The sequence below is a fragment of the Burkholderia sp. AW33-5 genome (assembly GCF_053427615.1).
Genome location: NZ_JBSAXA010000005.1, coordinates 244,174 through 257,297, shown reverse-complemented (window position 1 = coordinate 257,297; position 13,124 = coordinate 244,174). Strand labels below are relative to the sequence as shown.

At 66.9% G+C, this 13,124-nt stretch carries 11 protein-coding genes; 9 read left to right on the top strand and 2 right to left on the bottom strand.

What is annotated here, in order from left to right:
- Nucleotides 1-24: 24 nt before the first annotated feature.
- From nudB to ACV22V_RS12760, 7 genes are all read left to right on the top strand, one after another.
- Nucleotides 25-519 (top strand): dihydroneopterin triphosphate diphosphatase, encoded by a 495-nt coding sequence (gene nudB / locus ACV22V_RS12790; RefSeq protein WP_059528191.1) that lies wholly within the window; start codon nt 25-27, stop codon nt 517-519.
- Nucleotides 516-1,790, top strand: coding sequence for a cardiolipin synthase ClsB (gene clsB, locus ACV22V_RS12785; RefSeq protein WP_448014081.1), 1,275 nt, complete (start codon nt 516-518; stop codon nt 1,788-1,790). Before nudB ends, clsB begins: the two co-directional genes overlap by 4 nt.
- 199 nt (nt 1,791-1,989) lie before the next feature.
- On the top strand, nt 1,990-2,589 hold the full coding sequence (locus ACV22V_RS12780; RefSeq protein WP_006751498.1) for a TetR/AcrR family transcriptional regulator: 600 nt from the start codon (nt 1,990-1,992) through the stop codon (nt 2,587-2,589).
- Between the two features lie 58 nt (nt 2,590-2,647).
- Nucleotides 2,648-4,435 (top strand): acyl-CoA dehydrogenase C-terminal domain-containing protein, encoded by a 1,788-nt coding sequence (locus tag ACV22V_RS12775; RefSeq protein ID WP_059690653.1) that lies wholly within the window; start codon nt 2,648-2,650, stop codon nt 4,433-4,435.
- Nucleotides 4,436-4,548: 113 nt separating this feature from the next.
- Nucleotides 4,549-6,984, top strand: coding sequence for a 3-hydroxyacyl-CoA dehydrogenase/enoyl-CoA hydratase family protein (locus ACV22V_RS12770; RefSeq protein ID WP_124900921.1), 2,436 nt, complete (start codon nt 4,549-4,551; stop codon nt 6,982-6,984).
- Between the two features lie 22 nt (nt 6,985-7,006).
- Complete coding sequence (locus tag ACV22V_RS12765) at nt 7,007-8,206, top strand: acetyl-CoA C-acyltransferase (RefSeq protein WP_448014078.1); 1,200 nt, start codon at nt 7,007-7,009, stop codon at nt 8,204-8,206.
- A gap of 90 nt (nt 8,207-8,296) precedes the next feature.
- The gene (locus ACV22V_RS12760) at nt 8,297-9,064 is read left to right on the top strand and encodes an enoyl-CoA hydratase (RefSeq protein ID WP_059690650.1); all 768 of its coding nucleotides are present in this window, start codon (nt 8,297-8,299) and stop codon (nt 9,062-9,064) included.
- A 22-nt stretch (nt 9,065-9,086) separates the two neighbouring features.
- Here the strand turns inward: ACV22V_RS12760 and fdhD are convergent, their stop codons facing one another.
- Nucleotides 9,087-9,917 (bottom strand): formate dehydrogenase accessory sulfurtransferase FdhD, encoded by an 831-nt coding sequence (fdhD, locus tag ACV22V_RS12755; protein WP_448014076.1) that lies wholly within the window; start codon nt 9,915-9,917, stop codon nt 9,087-9,089.
- Nucleotides 9,918-10,030: 113 nt separating this feature from the next.
- Between fdhD and ACV22V_RS12750 the strand changes: the two genes are divergently transcribed.
- Complete coding sequence (locus ACV22V_RS12750; RefSeq protein ID WP_448014074.1) at nt 10,031-10,513, top strand: nitrate reductase associated protein; 483 nt, start codon at nt 10,031-10,033, stop codon at nt 10,511-10,513.
- 37 nt (nt 10,514-10,550) lie between these two features.
- On the opposite strand, the gene ACV22V_RS12745 is transcribed toward ACV22V_RS12750, so the two are convergent.
- Nucleotides 10,551-10,946, bottom strand: a complete 396-nt coding sequence (locus tag ACV22V_RS12745) for an acyl-CoA thioesterase (RefSeq protein ID WP_448014072.1) — start codon at nt 10,944-10,946, stop codon at nt 10,551-10,553.
- A 175-nt stretch (nt 10,947-11,121) separates the two neighbouring features.
- Here ACV22V_RS12745 and ACV22V_RS12740 point away from each other — a divergent pair, with 175 nt between their 5' ends.
- The gene (locus ACV22V_RS12740; RefSeq protein WP_448014070.1) at nt 11,122-12,993 is read left to right on the top strand and encodes an ABCB family ABC transporter ATP-binding protein/permease; all 1,872 of its coding nucleotides are present in this window, start codon (nt 11,122-11,124) and stop codon (nt 12,991-12,993) included.
- Nucleotides 12,994-13,124: the final 131 nt, after the last annotated feature.

Below are 13,124 nucleotides of genomic sequence, written 5' to 3'. Positions count from 1 at the left end.
GGCCCTGTGCCGCATGAAACAAAGATGACGAAGCCGCCGAAAATCCCCGAATCCGTTCTCGTCGTGATCTATACGCCCGAGCTCGACGTGCTGGTGATCAAGCGTGCCGACCAGCCCGATTTCTGGCAATCGGTGACCGGATCGAAGGACGCGCTCGACGAGCCGCTCGCGCTCACGGCCGCGCGCGAAGTCGCCGAGGAAACCGGCATCTCGGTCGGGTCGCACGACGTGCCGGCCACCGCGCTGATCGACTGGCACCACCGGATCGAATACAGCATCTATCCGCAATACCTGCATCGCTATGCGCCGGGCGTCACGCGCAACGTCGAGCACTGGTTCGGCCTGTGTGTGCCGCGCCGCGTCGACGTGACGTTGTCGCCGCGCGAGCATGTCGACCACGCGTGGCTGCCGTACCGTGAAGCGGCCGCGCGCTGCTTCTCGCCGTCGAACGCCGAGGCGATCCTGCAATTGCCCGTGCGCGTATCGCTCGCGCGGGCGCCGCACGGCTCGTCCGCATGAATGCGGAAACCCGCAAGCGCTTCGCGCAATTGCGGCAGATGTTCCTGCAGGAGCGCGGCTCCGCGTCGCGGCTCGCGTTCACGGCCGGCAACACGGTGCGGCTCTGCGAGACCGGCAGCGAATTCTTCCACGCGCTGATCGAACGGATCGATGCGGCGCGCGAGCAGGTGATGCTCGAAACCTACATCTTCTGCGACGACGCGGCCGGCCGCCCGGTGTCGGATGCGCTGATTCGCGCGGCGCAGCGCGGCGTGCGCGTGCGCGTGATCACCGACGGCGTCGGCACCGCGCGCCTGCCGCTGTTCGATACGTGGGCCGGGGCCGGTGTCGAGCACTGCATCTACAACCGCTACCTGTTCGGCCGCTTCGGCTTCTCGCGCACGCACCGCAAGCTCGCGGTGATCGATCATGCGGTCGCGTTCTGCGGCGGCATCAACATCGTCGACGACTACGCGCAGGGCAGCGCGACGCTGCCGTTCCCGCGCTGGGATTTCGCGGTCGAGATGGCCGGGCCGGCGGTGTCGGACGTGCGCGCCGCGTTCGAGCTGCAGTGGCACCGCATCCAGTTCGGCCACAAGCCGTACGCGCAGTACGCGGCCGGGCTGCACGGCGGCGAGGCGTTCCCGGACATGTTCCGGCGCTGGATGCGCAGCCACCGGTGGATCAAGGCCGGTGCGCTGCGGGTCGTGACGGAGCCGAGCGTCGCGTTCGTCGCGCGCGACAACGTCGTGAACCGCCGCGCGATCGAGAAGGCGTATCTCGCCGCGATCGGCCAGGCGCGCCAGCGGATCCTGCTCGCGAATCCGTATTTCATGCCGGGCCGCAAGCTGCGCCGCGCGCTGACGGGCGCCGCGCGCCGCGGCGTCGACGTACGGATCCTGATCGGCCGCAACGAGTTCACGGCGCTCGATACGGCCGTGCCGTTCCTGTATCACGCGCTGCTGCGCGCGGGCGTGCGCGTGGCGGAATACGACAAGACGATCCTGCACGGCAAGGTCGCGGTGATCGACGACAACTGGGCGACCGTCGGTTCGTCGAACCTCGACGCGCTGAGCCTGATGCTGAACAATGAGGCGAATGTCGTGCTGGTGCGCTACGATGCGGTCACCAACGAACTGCGCGACGCAATCGCGGCCGCCTTCACCGAAGGCCGTGAAATCGACGCCGCCCGGTATGCCGCGCGGCCGCGCATCGAGCGCATGCTGAACTGGATCGCGTACAACACGTACCGCATCGTGATGAAGGCGCTGACGGTCGGTGGTTACGACTGACACGGACTAAGCATCCGCTTCAAAAATCTGTCCGCACGTTCGTGCGGAAAAGCCGCTCCGGTCCCGCCGGAATCGCGCAAAATAGCGGCTCGGTTAGACACCGGTTTCTAATAATTTCCTTGTTTCGCGAGCGGCCGCACTCAATAATAGTACGGCCGTTCGATTTTATTCGAACCCCCGAACGGTTACAGAAATAGCTATGCGAAAAGGCGAACAGACGCGTGCCGCGATACTCGAAGCTGCTTTGGACCTTGCCAGCCGTGACGGGCTGGAGGGGCTGACGATCGGCCTGCTGGCCGAGCGCATGCAGATGAGCAAGAGTGGTGTGTTCGCGCACTTCGGATCGCGCGAAGACCTGCAGGTCGAGGTCGTCCGCGAGTATCACCATCGTTTCGAAAACGAGGTGTTCTTTCCGAGCCTGCGCGAGCCGCGAGGCTTGCCGCGCCTTCGGGCGATGCTTGCCCGCTGGACGGAGAAGCGCATCCAGGAGGTGACGACCGGATGCATCTACATCAGCGGCGCCGTCGAGTACGACGACCGGCCGGACAGCCCCGTGCGCGAGCAGTTGATCGCGAGCGTGACGGCCTGGCGTGCCGCGATGCTGCGTGCCATTTCGCAGGCGAAGGAAGAAGGTCATCTGCGTGCGGATACCGATCCGGACCTGATGCTCTTCGAGTTGTACAGCTTCACGCTCGGCCTGCATCACGACGCACGATTCCTGCATTCGCCGGATGCCGTGCGCCTCACGTGGGCCGCGCTGGAAAAGACGATCGTTTCGTATCAGAGCGAGAGCCGTTAGCGGCGCGTGATCCGCCCGCCGGGAGCTCGAGCCGTTTTGCCCACCTTTGGAGAGAGTCATGGGACAGTACGCCGCGCCGCTGCGCGACATGCAATTCGTGTTGCACGAGCTTCTGAACGTCGAAGCCGAGGTCAAGCAAATGCCGCGGCACGCGGACCTCGACGCCGACACGATCAACCAGGTCCTCGAGGAGGCGGGCAAGTTCTGCTCCGAGGTACTGTTCCCGCTGAACCAGGTCGGCGACCGTGAAGGCTGCACGTATGAAGGCGACGGCGTCGTGAAGACCCCGACCGGCTTCAAGGAAGCGTATCGGCAGTACGTCGAGGCAGGCTGGCCGGCGCTCGGCTGCGATCCGGATTACGGCGGCCAGGGCCTGCCCGCGTTCGTGAACAACGCGCTCTACGAAATGCTGAACTCCGCGAACCAGGCATGGACGATGTATCCGGGCCTGTCGCACGGCGCCTACGAATGCCTGCACGCGCACGGCGCGCCGGAACTCCAGAAGCAGTATCTGCCGAAGCTCGTGTCGGGCGAATGGACGGGCACGATGTGCCTGACTGAGCCGCACTGCGGCACCGACCTCGGCATCCTGCGTACCAAGGCCGAACCGAACGGCGACGGCTCGTACTCGATCAGCGGCACGAAGATCTTCATCTCGAGCGGCGAGCACGACATGTCGAAGAACATCGTCCACCTCGTGCTCGCGCGCCTGCCGGACGCGCCGCAAGGCACGAAGGGGATCTCGCTGTTCATCGTGCCGAAGTTCGTTCCGGACGCCGCGGGCGAGCCGGGCGAGCGCAACGGCATCAAGTGCGGCTCGATCGAACACAAGATGGGCATCCACGGCAACTCGACGTGCGTGATGAACCTCGACAACGCGAAGGGCTGGATGGTCGGCGAGCCGAACAAGGGCCTCAACGCGATGTTCGTGATGATGAACGCAGCGCGCCTGGGCGTCGGCATGCAGGGCCTGGGCCTCACGGAAGTCGCGTACCAGAACTCGCTGACGTACGCGAAGGAGCGCCTGCAGATGCGCTCGCTGACGGGCCCGAAGGCACCGGACAAGCCGGCCGACCCGATCATCGTGCACCCGGACGTGCGCCGCATGCTGCTCACGCAGAAGGCCTACGCGGAAGGCGCGCGCGCATTCACGTACTGGTCCGCGCTGCAGATCGACAAGGAGCTGTCGCACGGTGACGAAGCGGTGCGCAAGGAAGCGGCCGACCTCGTCGCGCTGCTCACGCCGATCATCAAGGCGTTCCTGACCGACAACGCGTTCGAGTCGACCAACCACGCAATGCAGATCTACGGCGGCCACGGCTTCATCTCCGAGTGGGGCATGGAGCAGTACGTGCGCGACGCGCGGATCAACATGATCTACGAAGGCACGAACTCGATCCAGTCGCTCGACCTGCTGGGCCGCAAGGTGCTCGGCGACATGGGCGCGAAGCTGAAGAAGTTCGGCAAGCTCGTCACCGAATTCGCGGAAGCCGAAGGCGTGAAGCCGGAGATGGCCGAGTTCATCAACCCGCTCGCCGACATCGGCGACAAGGTGCAGAAGCTGACGATGGAAATCGGCATGAAGGCGATGCAGAACCCGGACGAAGTCGGCGCCGCCGCCGTGCCGTACCTGCGCACCGTCGGCCACCTGGTGTTCTCGTACTTCTGGGCGCGCATGGCGCGTCTCGCCCTCGACAAGGAAGCGTCGGGCGACCCGTTCTACAAGTCGAAGCTCGCGACCGCACGCTTCTATTTCGCGCGCCTGCTGCCCGAGACGGCGGCGACGATCCGCGCCGCGCGCGCCGGCTCGAAGACGCTGATGGAAGTCGACGAATCGCTGTTCTGACGCGAGTCCGGGCGGTGTGCGCCGCGCGCCGCCCGAACGCAACGGTTCCTGGTACTCACTTCGTCGTGCAGCCCTCACAACCCGCGCTGCACGACATTATCCGGAGACATCCCGTGAGCAATTTCCTGATTCGCAAGGTCGCCGTGCTGGGCGCCGGCGTGATGGGCGCGCAGATCGCCGCGCACCTCGTCAACGCGCGCGTGCCGGTGCTGCTGTTCGACCTGCCGGCCAAGGAAGGCCCGAAAAACGCGATCGCGCTGAAGGCGATCGAGAACCTGAAGAAGCTGTCGCCCGCGCCGTTCGGCGTGAAGGACGACGCGAAATACCTCGAAGCCGCGAACTACGAAGACGACATCGCGAAGCTCGCCGAGTGCGACGTCGTGATCGAGGCGATCGCCGAGCGGATGGACTGGAAGCACGACCTGTACAAGAAGGTCGCGCCGCACATCGCACCGAACGCGATCTTCGCGACCAACACGTCGGGCCTGTCGATCACGAAGCTGTCCGAAGGTTTCTCGGACGAGCTGAAGTCGCGCTTCTGCGGCGTGCACTTCTTCAACCCGCCACGCTACATGCACCTCGTCGAGCTGATCCCGACCGCGCACACGCGTCCGGAGATCCTCGACCAGCTCGAGACCTTCCTGACGAGCATCGTCGGCAAGGGCGTCGTGCGCGCGAAGGACACGCCGAACTTCATCGCGAACCGCGTCGGCATCTTCTCGATCCTCGCGGTGATCACCGAGGCCGCGAAGTTCGGCCTGCGCTTCGACGAAGTCGACGACCTGACGGGCAGCCGCCTCGGCCGCGCGAAGTCGGCGACGTTCCGCACCGCGGACGTGGTCGGCCTCGACACGATGGCGCACGTGATCAAGACGATGCAGGACAACCTCGCCGACGATCCGTTCTTCCCGGTCTACCAGACGCCTGCCGTGCTCGCCGAACTGGTGAAGCAGGGCGCGCTCGGCCAGAAGACGGGCGGCGGCTTCTACAAGAAGGAAGGCAAGGCGATCAAGGTGCTCGACGCGAAGACGGGCACGTACGTCGATTCGGGCGCGAAGGCGGATGAAACCGTCGGCCGCATCCTGAAGCGCCCGCCGGCGGAACGCCTGAAGCTGCTGCGCGAGACGGACCATCCGCACGCGCAGTTCCTGTGGTCGATCTTCCGTGACGTGTTCCACTACATCGGCGTGCATCTCGAGTCGATCGCCGACAACGCGCGTGACGTCGACCTCGCGATCCGCTGGGGCTTCGGCTGGAACGAAGGCCCGTTCGAAGGCTGGCAGGCTGCCGGCTGGAAGCAGGTCGCCGAGTGGGTGCAGGAAGACATCGCGGCCGGCAAGGCGCTCGCGAACGTGCCGCTGCCGTCGTGGGTGCTCGAAGGCGCGGTTGCGGAGAAGGGCGGCGTGCACACGGCCGAAGGCTCGTGGGCGCCGGCGTCGAAGCGCTTCGTGCCGCGCTCCGACCTGGCCGTCTACGGCAAGCAGGTGTTCCGCGCGCCGCTCGTCGGCGAAGCCGGCGCCGACCCGAAGACGTACGGCAAGACGCTGTTCGAAACCGACGCCGTGCGTGCTTGGGTCGACGATCGCGCAGGCGAGGACGACGTCGTGATCGTGTCGTTCAAGTCGAAGATGAACACGATCGGACCGAGCGTGATCGACGGCCTCGTGCAGGCGATCGAACTCGCGGAGAAGGACTACAAGGGCGTGGTGATCTGGCAGCCGACGTCGCTGAAGCTCGGCACGCCGGGCGGCCCGTTCTCGGCCGGTGCGAACCTCGAAGAGGCGATGCCCGCGTTCATGATGGGCGGCGCGAAGGGCATCGAGCCGTTCGTGAAGAAATTCCAGGAAGGCATGCTGCGCGTGAAGTACGCGAACGTGCCGGTCGTCGCGGCCGTGTCGGGCATCGCGCTCGGCGGCGGGTGCGAGCTGATGCTGCACAGCGCGAAGCGCGTCGTGCACGTCGAGAGCTACATCGGTCTCGTCGAAGTCGGCGTCGGCCTCGTGCCGGCGGGCGGTGGCCTGAAGGAGGCGGCGCTGCGCGCGGCGGATGCGGCAACGGCCGCGAACGCGACCACCGACATCCTGAAGTTCGTCACGAAGTCGTTCGAGAACGCGGCGATGGCGAAGGTATCGTCGTCGGCGCACGATGCACGCGCGATGGGCTACCTGAAGCCGTCCGACACGATCATCTTCAACGTGTTCGAGCTGCTCGACACCGCGAAGAAGGAGGCACGCGCGCTGGCGGCCGTCGGCTACCGTGCGCCGCTGCGCGCGAAGGACGTGCCGGTCGCGGGCCGCTCGGCGATCGCGACGATCAAGGCGTCGCTCGTCAACATGCGTGACGGCCGCTTCATCAGCGACCACGACTACCTGATCGCGAGCCGCATCGCCGAAGCCGTGTGCGGCGGCGACGTCGAAGCCGGCAGCCTCGTCGACGAGCAGTGGCTGCTCGCGCTCGAGCGCCGCGCGTTCGTCGAGCTGCTCGGCACGCAGAAGACGCAGGAACGGATCATGGGCATGTTGCAGACCGGCAAGCCGGTGCGTAACTGAGCGAGCGGATAAGGAGCTTCAAATGAGCAAACAACTGCAAGACGCATACATCGTCGCCGCCAGCCGCACCCCGATCGGCAAGGCCCCGCGCGGTGTCTTCAAGAACACGCGCCCCGACGAGCTGCTGGTTCACGCGATCAAGTCGGCGGTCGCGCAGGTGCCCGGCCTCGACACGAAGGTGATCGAGGACGCGATCATCGGCTGCGCGATTCCGGAAGCCGAGCAGGGCCTGAACGTCGCCCGCATGGGCGCGCTGCTCGCGGGCCTGCCGCAGACGGTCGGCGGCGTGACGGTCAACCGCTTCTGCGCGTCGGGCATCACGGCGCTGGCGATGGCGGCGGACCGCATCCGCGTCGGCGAATCGGACGCGCTGCTCGCGGGCGGCTGCGAATCGATGAGCATGGTGCCGATGATGGGCAACAAGCCGTCGATGTCGCCGCACATCTTCGATCGCAGCGAGGATTTCGGCATTGCATACGGGATGGGCCTGACGGCCGAGCGCGTCGCCGAGCAGTGGAAGGTGAGTCGCGAAGACCAGGACGCGTTCTCGGTCGAGTCGCATCGCAAGGCGCTCGCCGCGCAGCAGGCCGGCGAGTTCGGCGACGAAATCTCCGCGTACACGATCACCGAGCGTTTCCCGAACCTCGCGACGGGCGAAGTCGACGTGAAGACGCGCGAGATCGCGCTCGACGAAGGTCCGCGCGCGGACACGTCGCTCGAAGGCCTCGCGAAGCTGCGCACGGTGTTCGCGAACAAGGGCTCGGTCACGGCCGGCAACAGCTCGCAGACGTCGGACGGCGCGGGCGCGCTGCTGGTCGTGTCGGAGACGGTGCTCAAGGAATTCAACCTGACGCCGCTCGCGCGCTTCGTGAGCTTCGCGGTGCGCGGCGTGCCGCCGGAAATCATGGGCATCGGCCCGAAGGAAGCGATCCCGGCCGCACTGAAGGCCGCGGGCCTGAAGCAGGACGATCTCGACTGGATCGAGCTGAACGAGGCATTCGCCGCGCAGTCGCTGGCGGTGATCCGCGATCTCGGCCTCGACCCGTCGAAGGTCAACCCGGTCGGCGGCGCGATCGCGCTCGGCCACCCGCTCGGCGCGACCGGCGCGATCCGCGCGGCGACCGTCGTGCACGGCCTGCGCCGCCGCAACCTGAAGTACGGGATGGTCACGATGTGCGTCGGCACCGGCATGGGTGCGGCGGGCATCATCGAACGCCTGTAAGCGGAGCGGGACAGTAGCGATCACGGTGCGCGAGCCACGAGCTTGCGCACCGTTTTTCATTCCGGAAGAGGAAAGTCAAAGGAGACGGTTGTGGCCGAAATTCAAGTGGAACGCGCCGACGGCGTGATGACGATCACGATCGCGCGCCCGGCGAAGAAGAACGCGCTGACGGCGGCGATGTACCAGACGATGGCCGATGCGCTCGCCGACGCGCAGGAAGACAAGGCGATCCGCGTGATCCTGCTGCGCGGCAGCGACGGCAACTTCAGCGCGGGGAACGATCTCGAGGATTTCCTGAAGGCGCCGCCGAAGGACGAGAACGCGTCGGTATTCCAGTTTCTCGCGCGGATCAGCGGTGCGACCAAGCCGATCGTCGCCGCGGTGCCGGGCATCGCGGTCGGTGTCGGCGTGACGATGCTGCTGCACTGCGATCTCGTCTACGCTGCCGACACCGCGGCATTCTCGCTGCCGTTCGCGCAGCTCGGGCTGTGCCCGGAAGCCGCATCGAGCGTGCTGCTGCCGCGCCTGGCCGGCCATCAGGTCGCCGCTGAAAAGCTGCTGCTCGGCGAAGCGTTCGACGCGCTGGAAGCGCACCGCATCGGCATCGTCAACCGCGTGCTGCCGGCCGCCGAGCTCGACGCATTCGCGGCGAAGCAGGCCGCGAAGCTCGCGGCGCTGCCGGCGTCGTCGCTGCGCGTGACGAAGGCGTTGCTGAAGGAGACGGGCGGGGTGTCCGTTGCCGCGCGGATGAACGAGGAAGCCGGCCACTTCTCCGCGATGCTGCGCGCGCCGGAAGCCCGCGAGGCGATGACCGCGTTCTTCGAGAAGCGTAAGCCGGATTTCCGTCAGTTCGACTGACGCAGCGGCCGGGCGGCCGGCATCAGGCCGTGCCGTAATCGACGTGGCCGGTTTCGCGGCAGAAGCAGACCAGCCGCAGGCCGGCCGCCTTCGCGATCTCGATCGCGAGCGACGACGGCGCGGAGATCGTCGCGACCATCGGGATTCCGACCTGCGCCGACTTGCGCACGAGCTCGTAGCTCGCGCGGCTCGACAGGAACACGAAGCCGTCGGTCGCGTCGGCGCGCGACAGCACGAGCGAGCCGATCAGCTTGTCGAGCGCGTTGTGGCGGCCGACATCCTCGAACGCCATCCGGATCGCGCCTGTTGCGTCGCACCACGCGGCCGCGTGCAGGCCGCCGGTGAGTTGCGTGAGCGCCTGGTGCACCGGCAGCGCGTGGGCCGCGCGCGCGAGCGCGTCCGGCGCGAGGCGCGCGAGAAAGCCGGTGTCGGGCACCCGTTCGGGCGCGAGGTCGAGCAGGTCGATGCTCTCGATCCCGCACACGCCGCAGCCGGTACGCCCCGCGAGCGCGCGGCGGCGGTCCTTCAGCGCGGCGAAGGCCTGCTGGACGACCTCCAGATGCACCTCCGCGTGCGGCAGCGATGCATTGGCGTGCAGGATCACCTCGATGTCCTTGATGTCGCTGCCGCGTTCGACGATCCCTTCCGAGATCGCGAAGCCGACCGCGAACGCCTCGAGGTCGCGCGGCGTGCACATCATCACCGCGTGCGAGATGCCGTTGAAGACCAGCGCGACCGGCCATTCCTGGCCGACGTAATCGTGCGCGGTTTCGACGGCGCCGCCGCGCGTGCGGCGCACGGACAGCTCGATCGCGCCGCGCGGTTCTTCTGTTTCAGTCGGATTCACGAGCACTCCCGTTGATTCGTGGCGGGGCGGCGACGATCGTGTCCGCCGCTCGCGCGCAGAGGTTCTAAAATACCTCAGGCAGGCCGGCCGCGCCGGCATCCGCCACTCAGGTAACGACCATGGGACTCAGCGACGCTCCGCTGCTATTCAATTTCGAACACGATTCGTCGGAAAACCTGACGTACATCCCGATGATCGTGCGTTTCAATCTCGACCGTTTCGGTCTGCGGATTTCACTGGAGCAGTGGCAGCTGCTGCCGCTCGAGGACCGCAAGCTGCTCGCACGCTTCCCGGCCGACGACGACACCGCGATCGAGCCCAATTTCGATCACGCGCTGTTCGAAATGCTGCGCACGCACGCCGACCTCGAACCGTCGTGGTTCCAGCCCGACGAGCAGCCGAGCTGGCGAGCGACCGATTCGGTGCCGGACGCGCTGGTGCAGCAGAGCGCGCTGGCCGGGCTGCAGGCGCCCGCGCTCGCGCAGTGGCAGCGGCTCGCGCCGTTCCAGCGCTACGTGCTGATGAAGCTGTCGCGCAAGCCGAAGCTCAATCACGACTTCCTGCCGGCGATGCGGGAGTTCGGGCTGACGGCCACGCACTGACGGGCCGCGTGCGGCGCCGCAGCGCGGCGCGCGCCGATCAGAGCGGCGGCAGTGGCCGCGGCTTGCGGTCGGGGCCGGTCGCGACGTAGGTGAGCGTTGCTTCGGTGACCTTCACGATTTCGCCCATCAGGCGCATGCGCTGCGCGTACACCTCGACGTCGACCGTCACCGACGTGTTGCCGGTGCGCATGATGGTGGCGTAGAAGCTCAGCAAATCGCCGACGAACACCGGCTGCTTGAACACGAACGAATTGACCGCGACCGTCGCGACGCGGCCATTCGCGCGCTGGCTCGCGGGGATCGAGCCGGCGATGTCGACCTGCGACATGATCCAGCCGCCGAACACGTCGCCGTGGACGTTCGCGTCGTGCGGTTGCGGGACGACGCGCAGCGCGGGCTGCTTTTGCGGAAGTTCGAGGGTCGAATTGGTCATGGCGGGGGCTTTCATCCTGTAATAAATGCGCCGCCGCGCGCAGGCCAGCCGGCGAGGCCGCCGGCAGCGGCGCGTAGCGGCTTCTGCGACAATACAACGTTCGCAAATTGTACGAGAAAGCGGGCGAGCCGGCCGCCACCGCAACGCGTGCCGCACCCCGCCGATCCTTCCCCCCATGCGCCGATATTCCGCTTCCGGCGAGCCCGCGCCGGCTCAGACCGGGCCTCGCAACGACTGGCAGACCATCCGGTCGCTGCTGCCGTACCTGGCCACCTACAAATGGCGCGTCGCGCTCGCGCTCGGCTGCCTGATCGGCGCGAAGGTCGCGAACCTCGGCGTGCCGGTCGTGATGAAACGCATCGTCGATCATCTGTCGGCGGTGCAGCAACTCACCGCGCTCGGTCGCGCGGAGCAGTCGGCCGGCATCGTGCTGGCGGGCGGCGTCGGCCTGCTGGTCATCGCCTATGCGCTCGTGCGGCTGTCGACGTCGCTCTTCACCGAGCTGCGCGAGATCCTGTTCTCGAAGGTCACCGAGAGCGCGGTGCGCCAGCTCGCGCTGCAGGTGTTCCGGCACCTGCACGGGCTGTCGCTGCGCTTTCATCTCGAGCGCCAGACGGGCGGCATGTCGCGCGACATCGAACGCGGCACGCGCGGCATCCAGCAACTGATTTCCTATTCGCTGTACAGCATCCTGCCGACGCTCGTCGAGGTCGGGCTCGTGCTCGGCTTCTTCGTGGTCAAGTACGAGGCGTACTACGCATACGTGACGTTCGCGGCGCTGGTCACGTACATCGTGTTCACCGTGAAGGTCACCAACTGGCGAACGCACTTTCGCCGCACGATGAACGAACTCGATTCGCGCGCGAACTCGCGGGCGATCGATTCGCTGATCAACTACGAGACGGTGAAGTACTTCGGCAACGAGGAGTGGGAGGCGCAGCGCTACGACGAAAACCTGAAGCGCTACCGCAAGGCCGCGATCCGCTCGCAGAATTCGCTGTCGGTGTTGAACTTCGGCCAGCAGGCGATCATCGGCACCGGGCTCGTGTTCATCCTGTGGCGCGCGACGCAGGGCGTGCTGGCCGGCAAGCTGACGCTCGGTGATCTCGTGCTGATCAACACGTTCATGCTGCAGTTGTATATCCCGCTGAATTTTCTCGGCGTCGTGTATCGCGAACTGAAGCAGAGCCTCACCGACATGGACCGCATGTTCGGACTGCTGTCGGCCGCGAAGGAAGTCGCGGACGCGCCCGACGCGCGGCCGCTCGCGGTGGCCGGCGCGCAGGTCCGCTTCGAGCACGTGAACTTCGCGTACGAAGCGTCGCGGCAAATCCTGCACGACGTGACGTTTACGATCGACGCGGGCACGACGACCGCGGTGGTCGGGCACAGCGGGTCAGGCAAGTCGACGCTGTCGCGGCTGCTGTTCCGCTTCTACGATCTCGACCGGCAGGGGGGCGGTGCGATCCGGATCGACGGCCAGGACATTCGCGACGTCACGCAGGATTCGCTGCGTGCATCGATCGGGATCGTGCCGCAGGACACCGTGCTGTTCAACGACTCGATCTATTACAACATCGCCTATGGCCGGCCGACCGCGAGCCGTGACGAAGTGATCGCGGCCGCGCGTGCCGCCCACATCCACGACTTCATCGAGAGCTTGCCGAAGGGCTATGACACGCCGGTCGGCGAGCGCGGGCTGAAGCTGTCGGGCGGCGAGAAGCAGCGCGTCGCGATCGCGCGCACGCTGTTGAAGGATCCGCCGGTGCTGCTGTTCGACGAGGCGACGTCGGCGCTCGATTCGCGCTCGGAGCGCGCGATCCAGCACGAACTCGACCAGATCGCGCGGCACCGCACGACGCTCGTGATCGCGCACCGGCTGTCGACGGTCGTGCATGCGCAGCAGATTCTCGTGATGGACCATGGGCGGATCGTCGAGCGCGGCACGCATGACGAACTCGTGCGCGCGGACGGGCTGTATGCGCAGATGTGGGCGCTGCAGCAGCAGCGCGCGGCGGCGGGCGGGGAAGCGGCCGAGGCCGCGTGAGCGTGGATGCCGCGCCGGGCGGCGCGGGAACGGTCGGTTCAGCGACCGTTCGGCATCGGGCGGCGTTGCGCCGTCACGGCCGGGTGCTCCGGCGCGGCGTGAGCGGCATTTGATTCAGGAGCGGCCTGCCG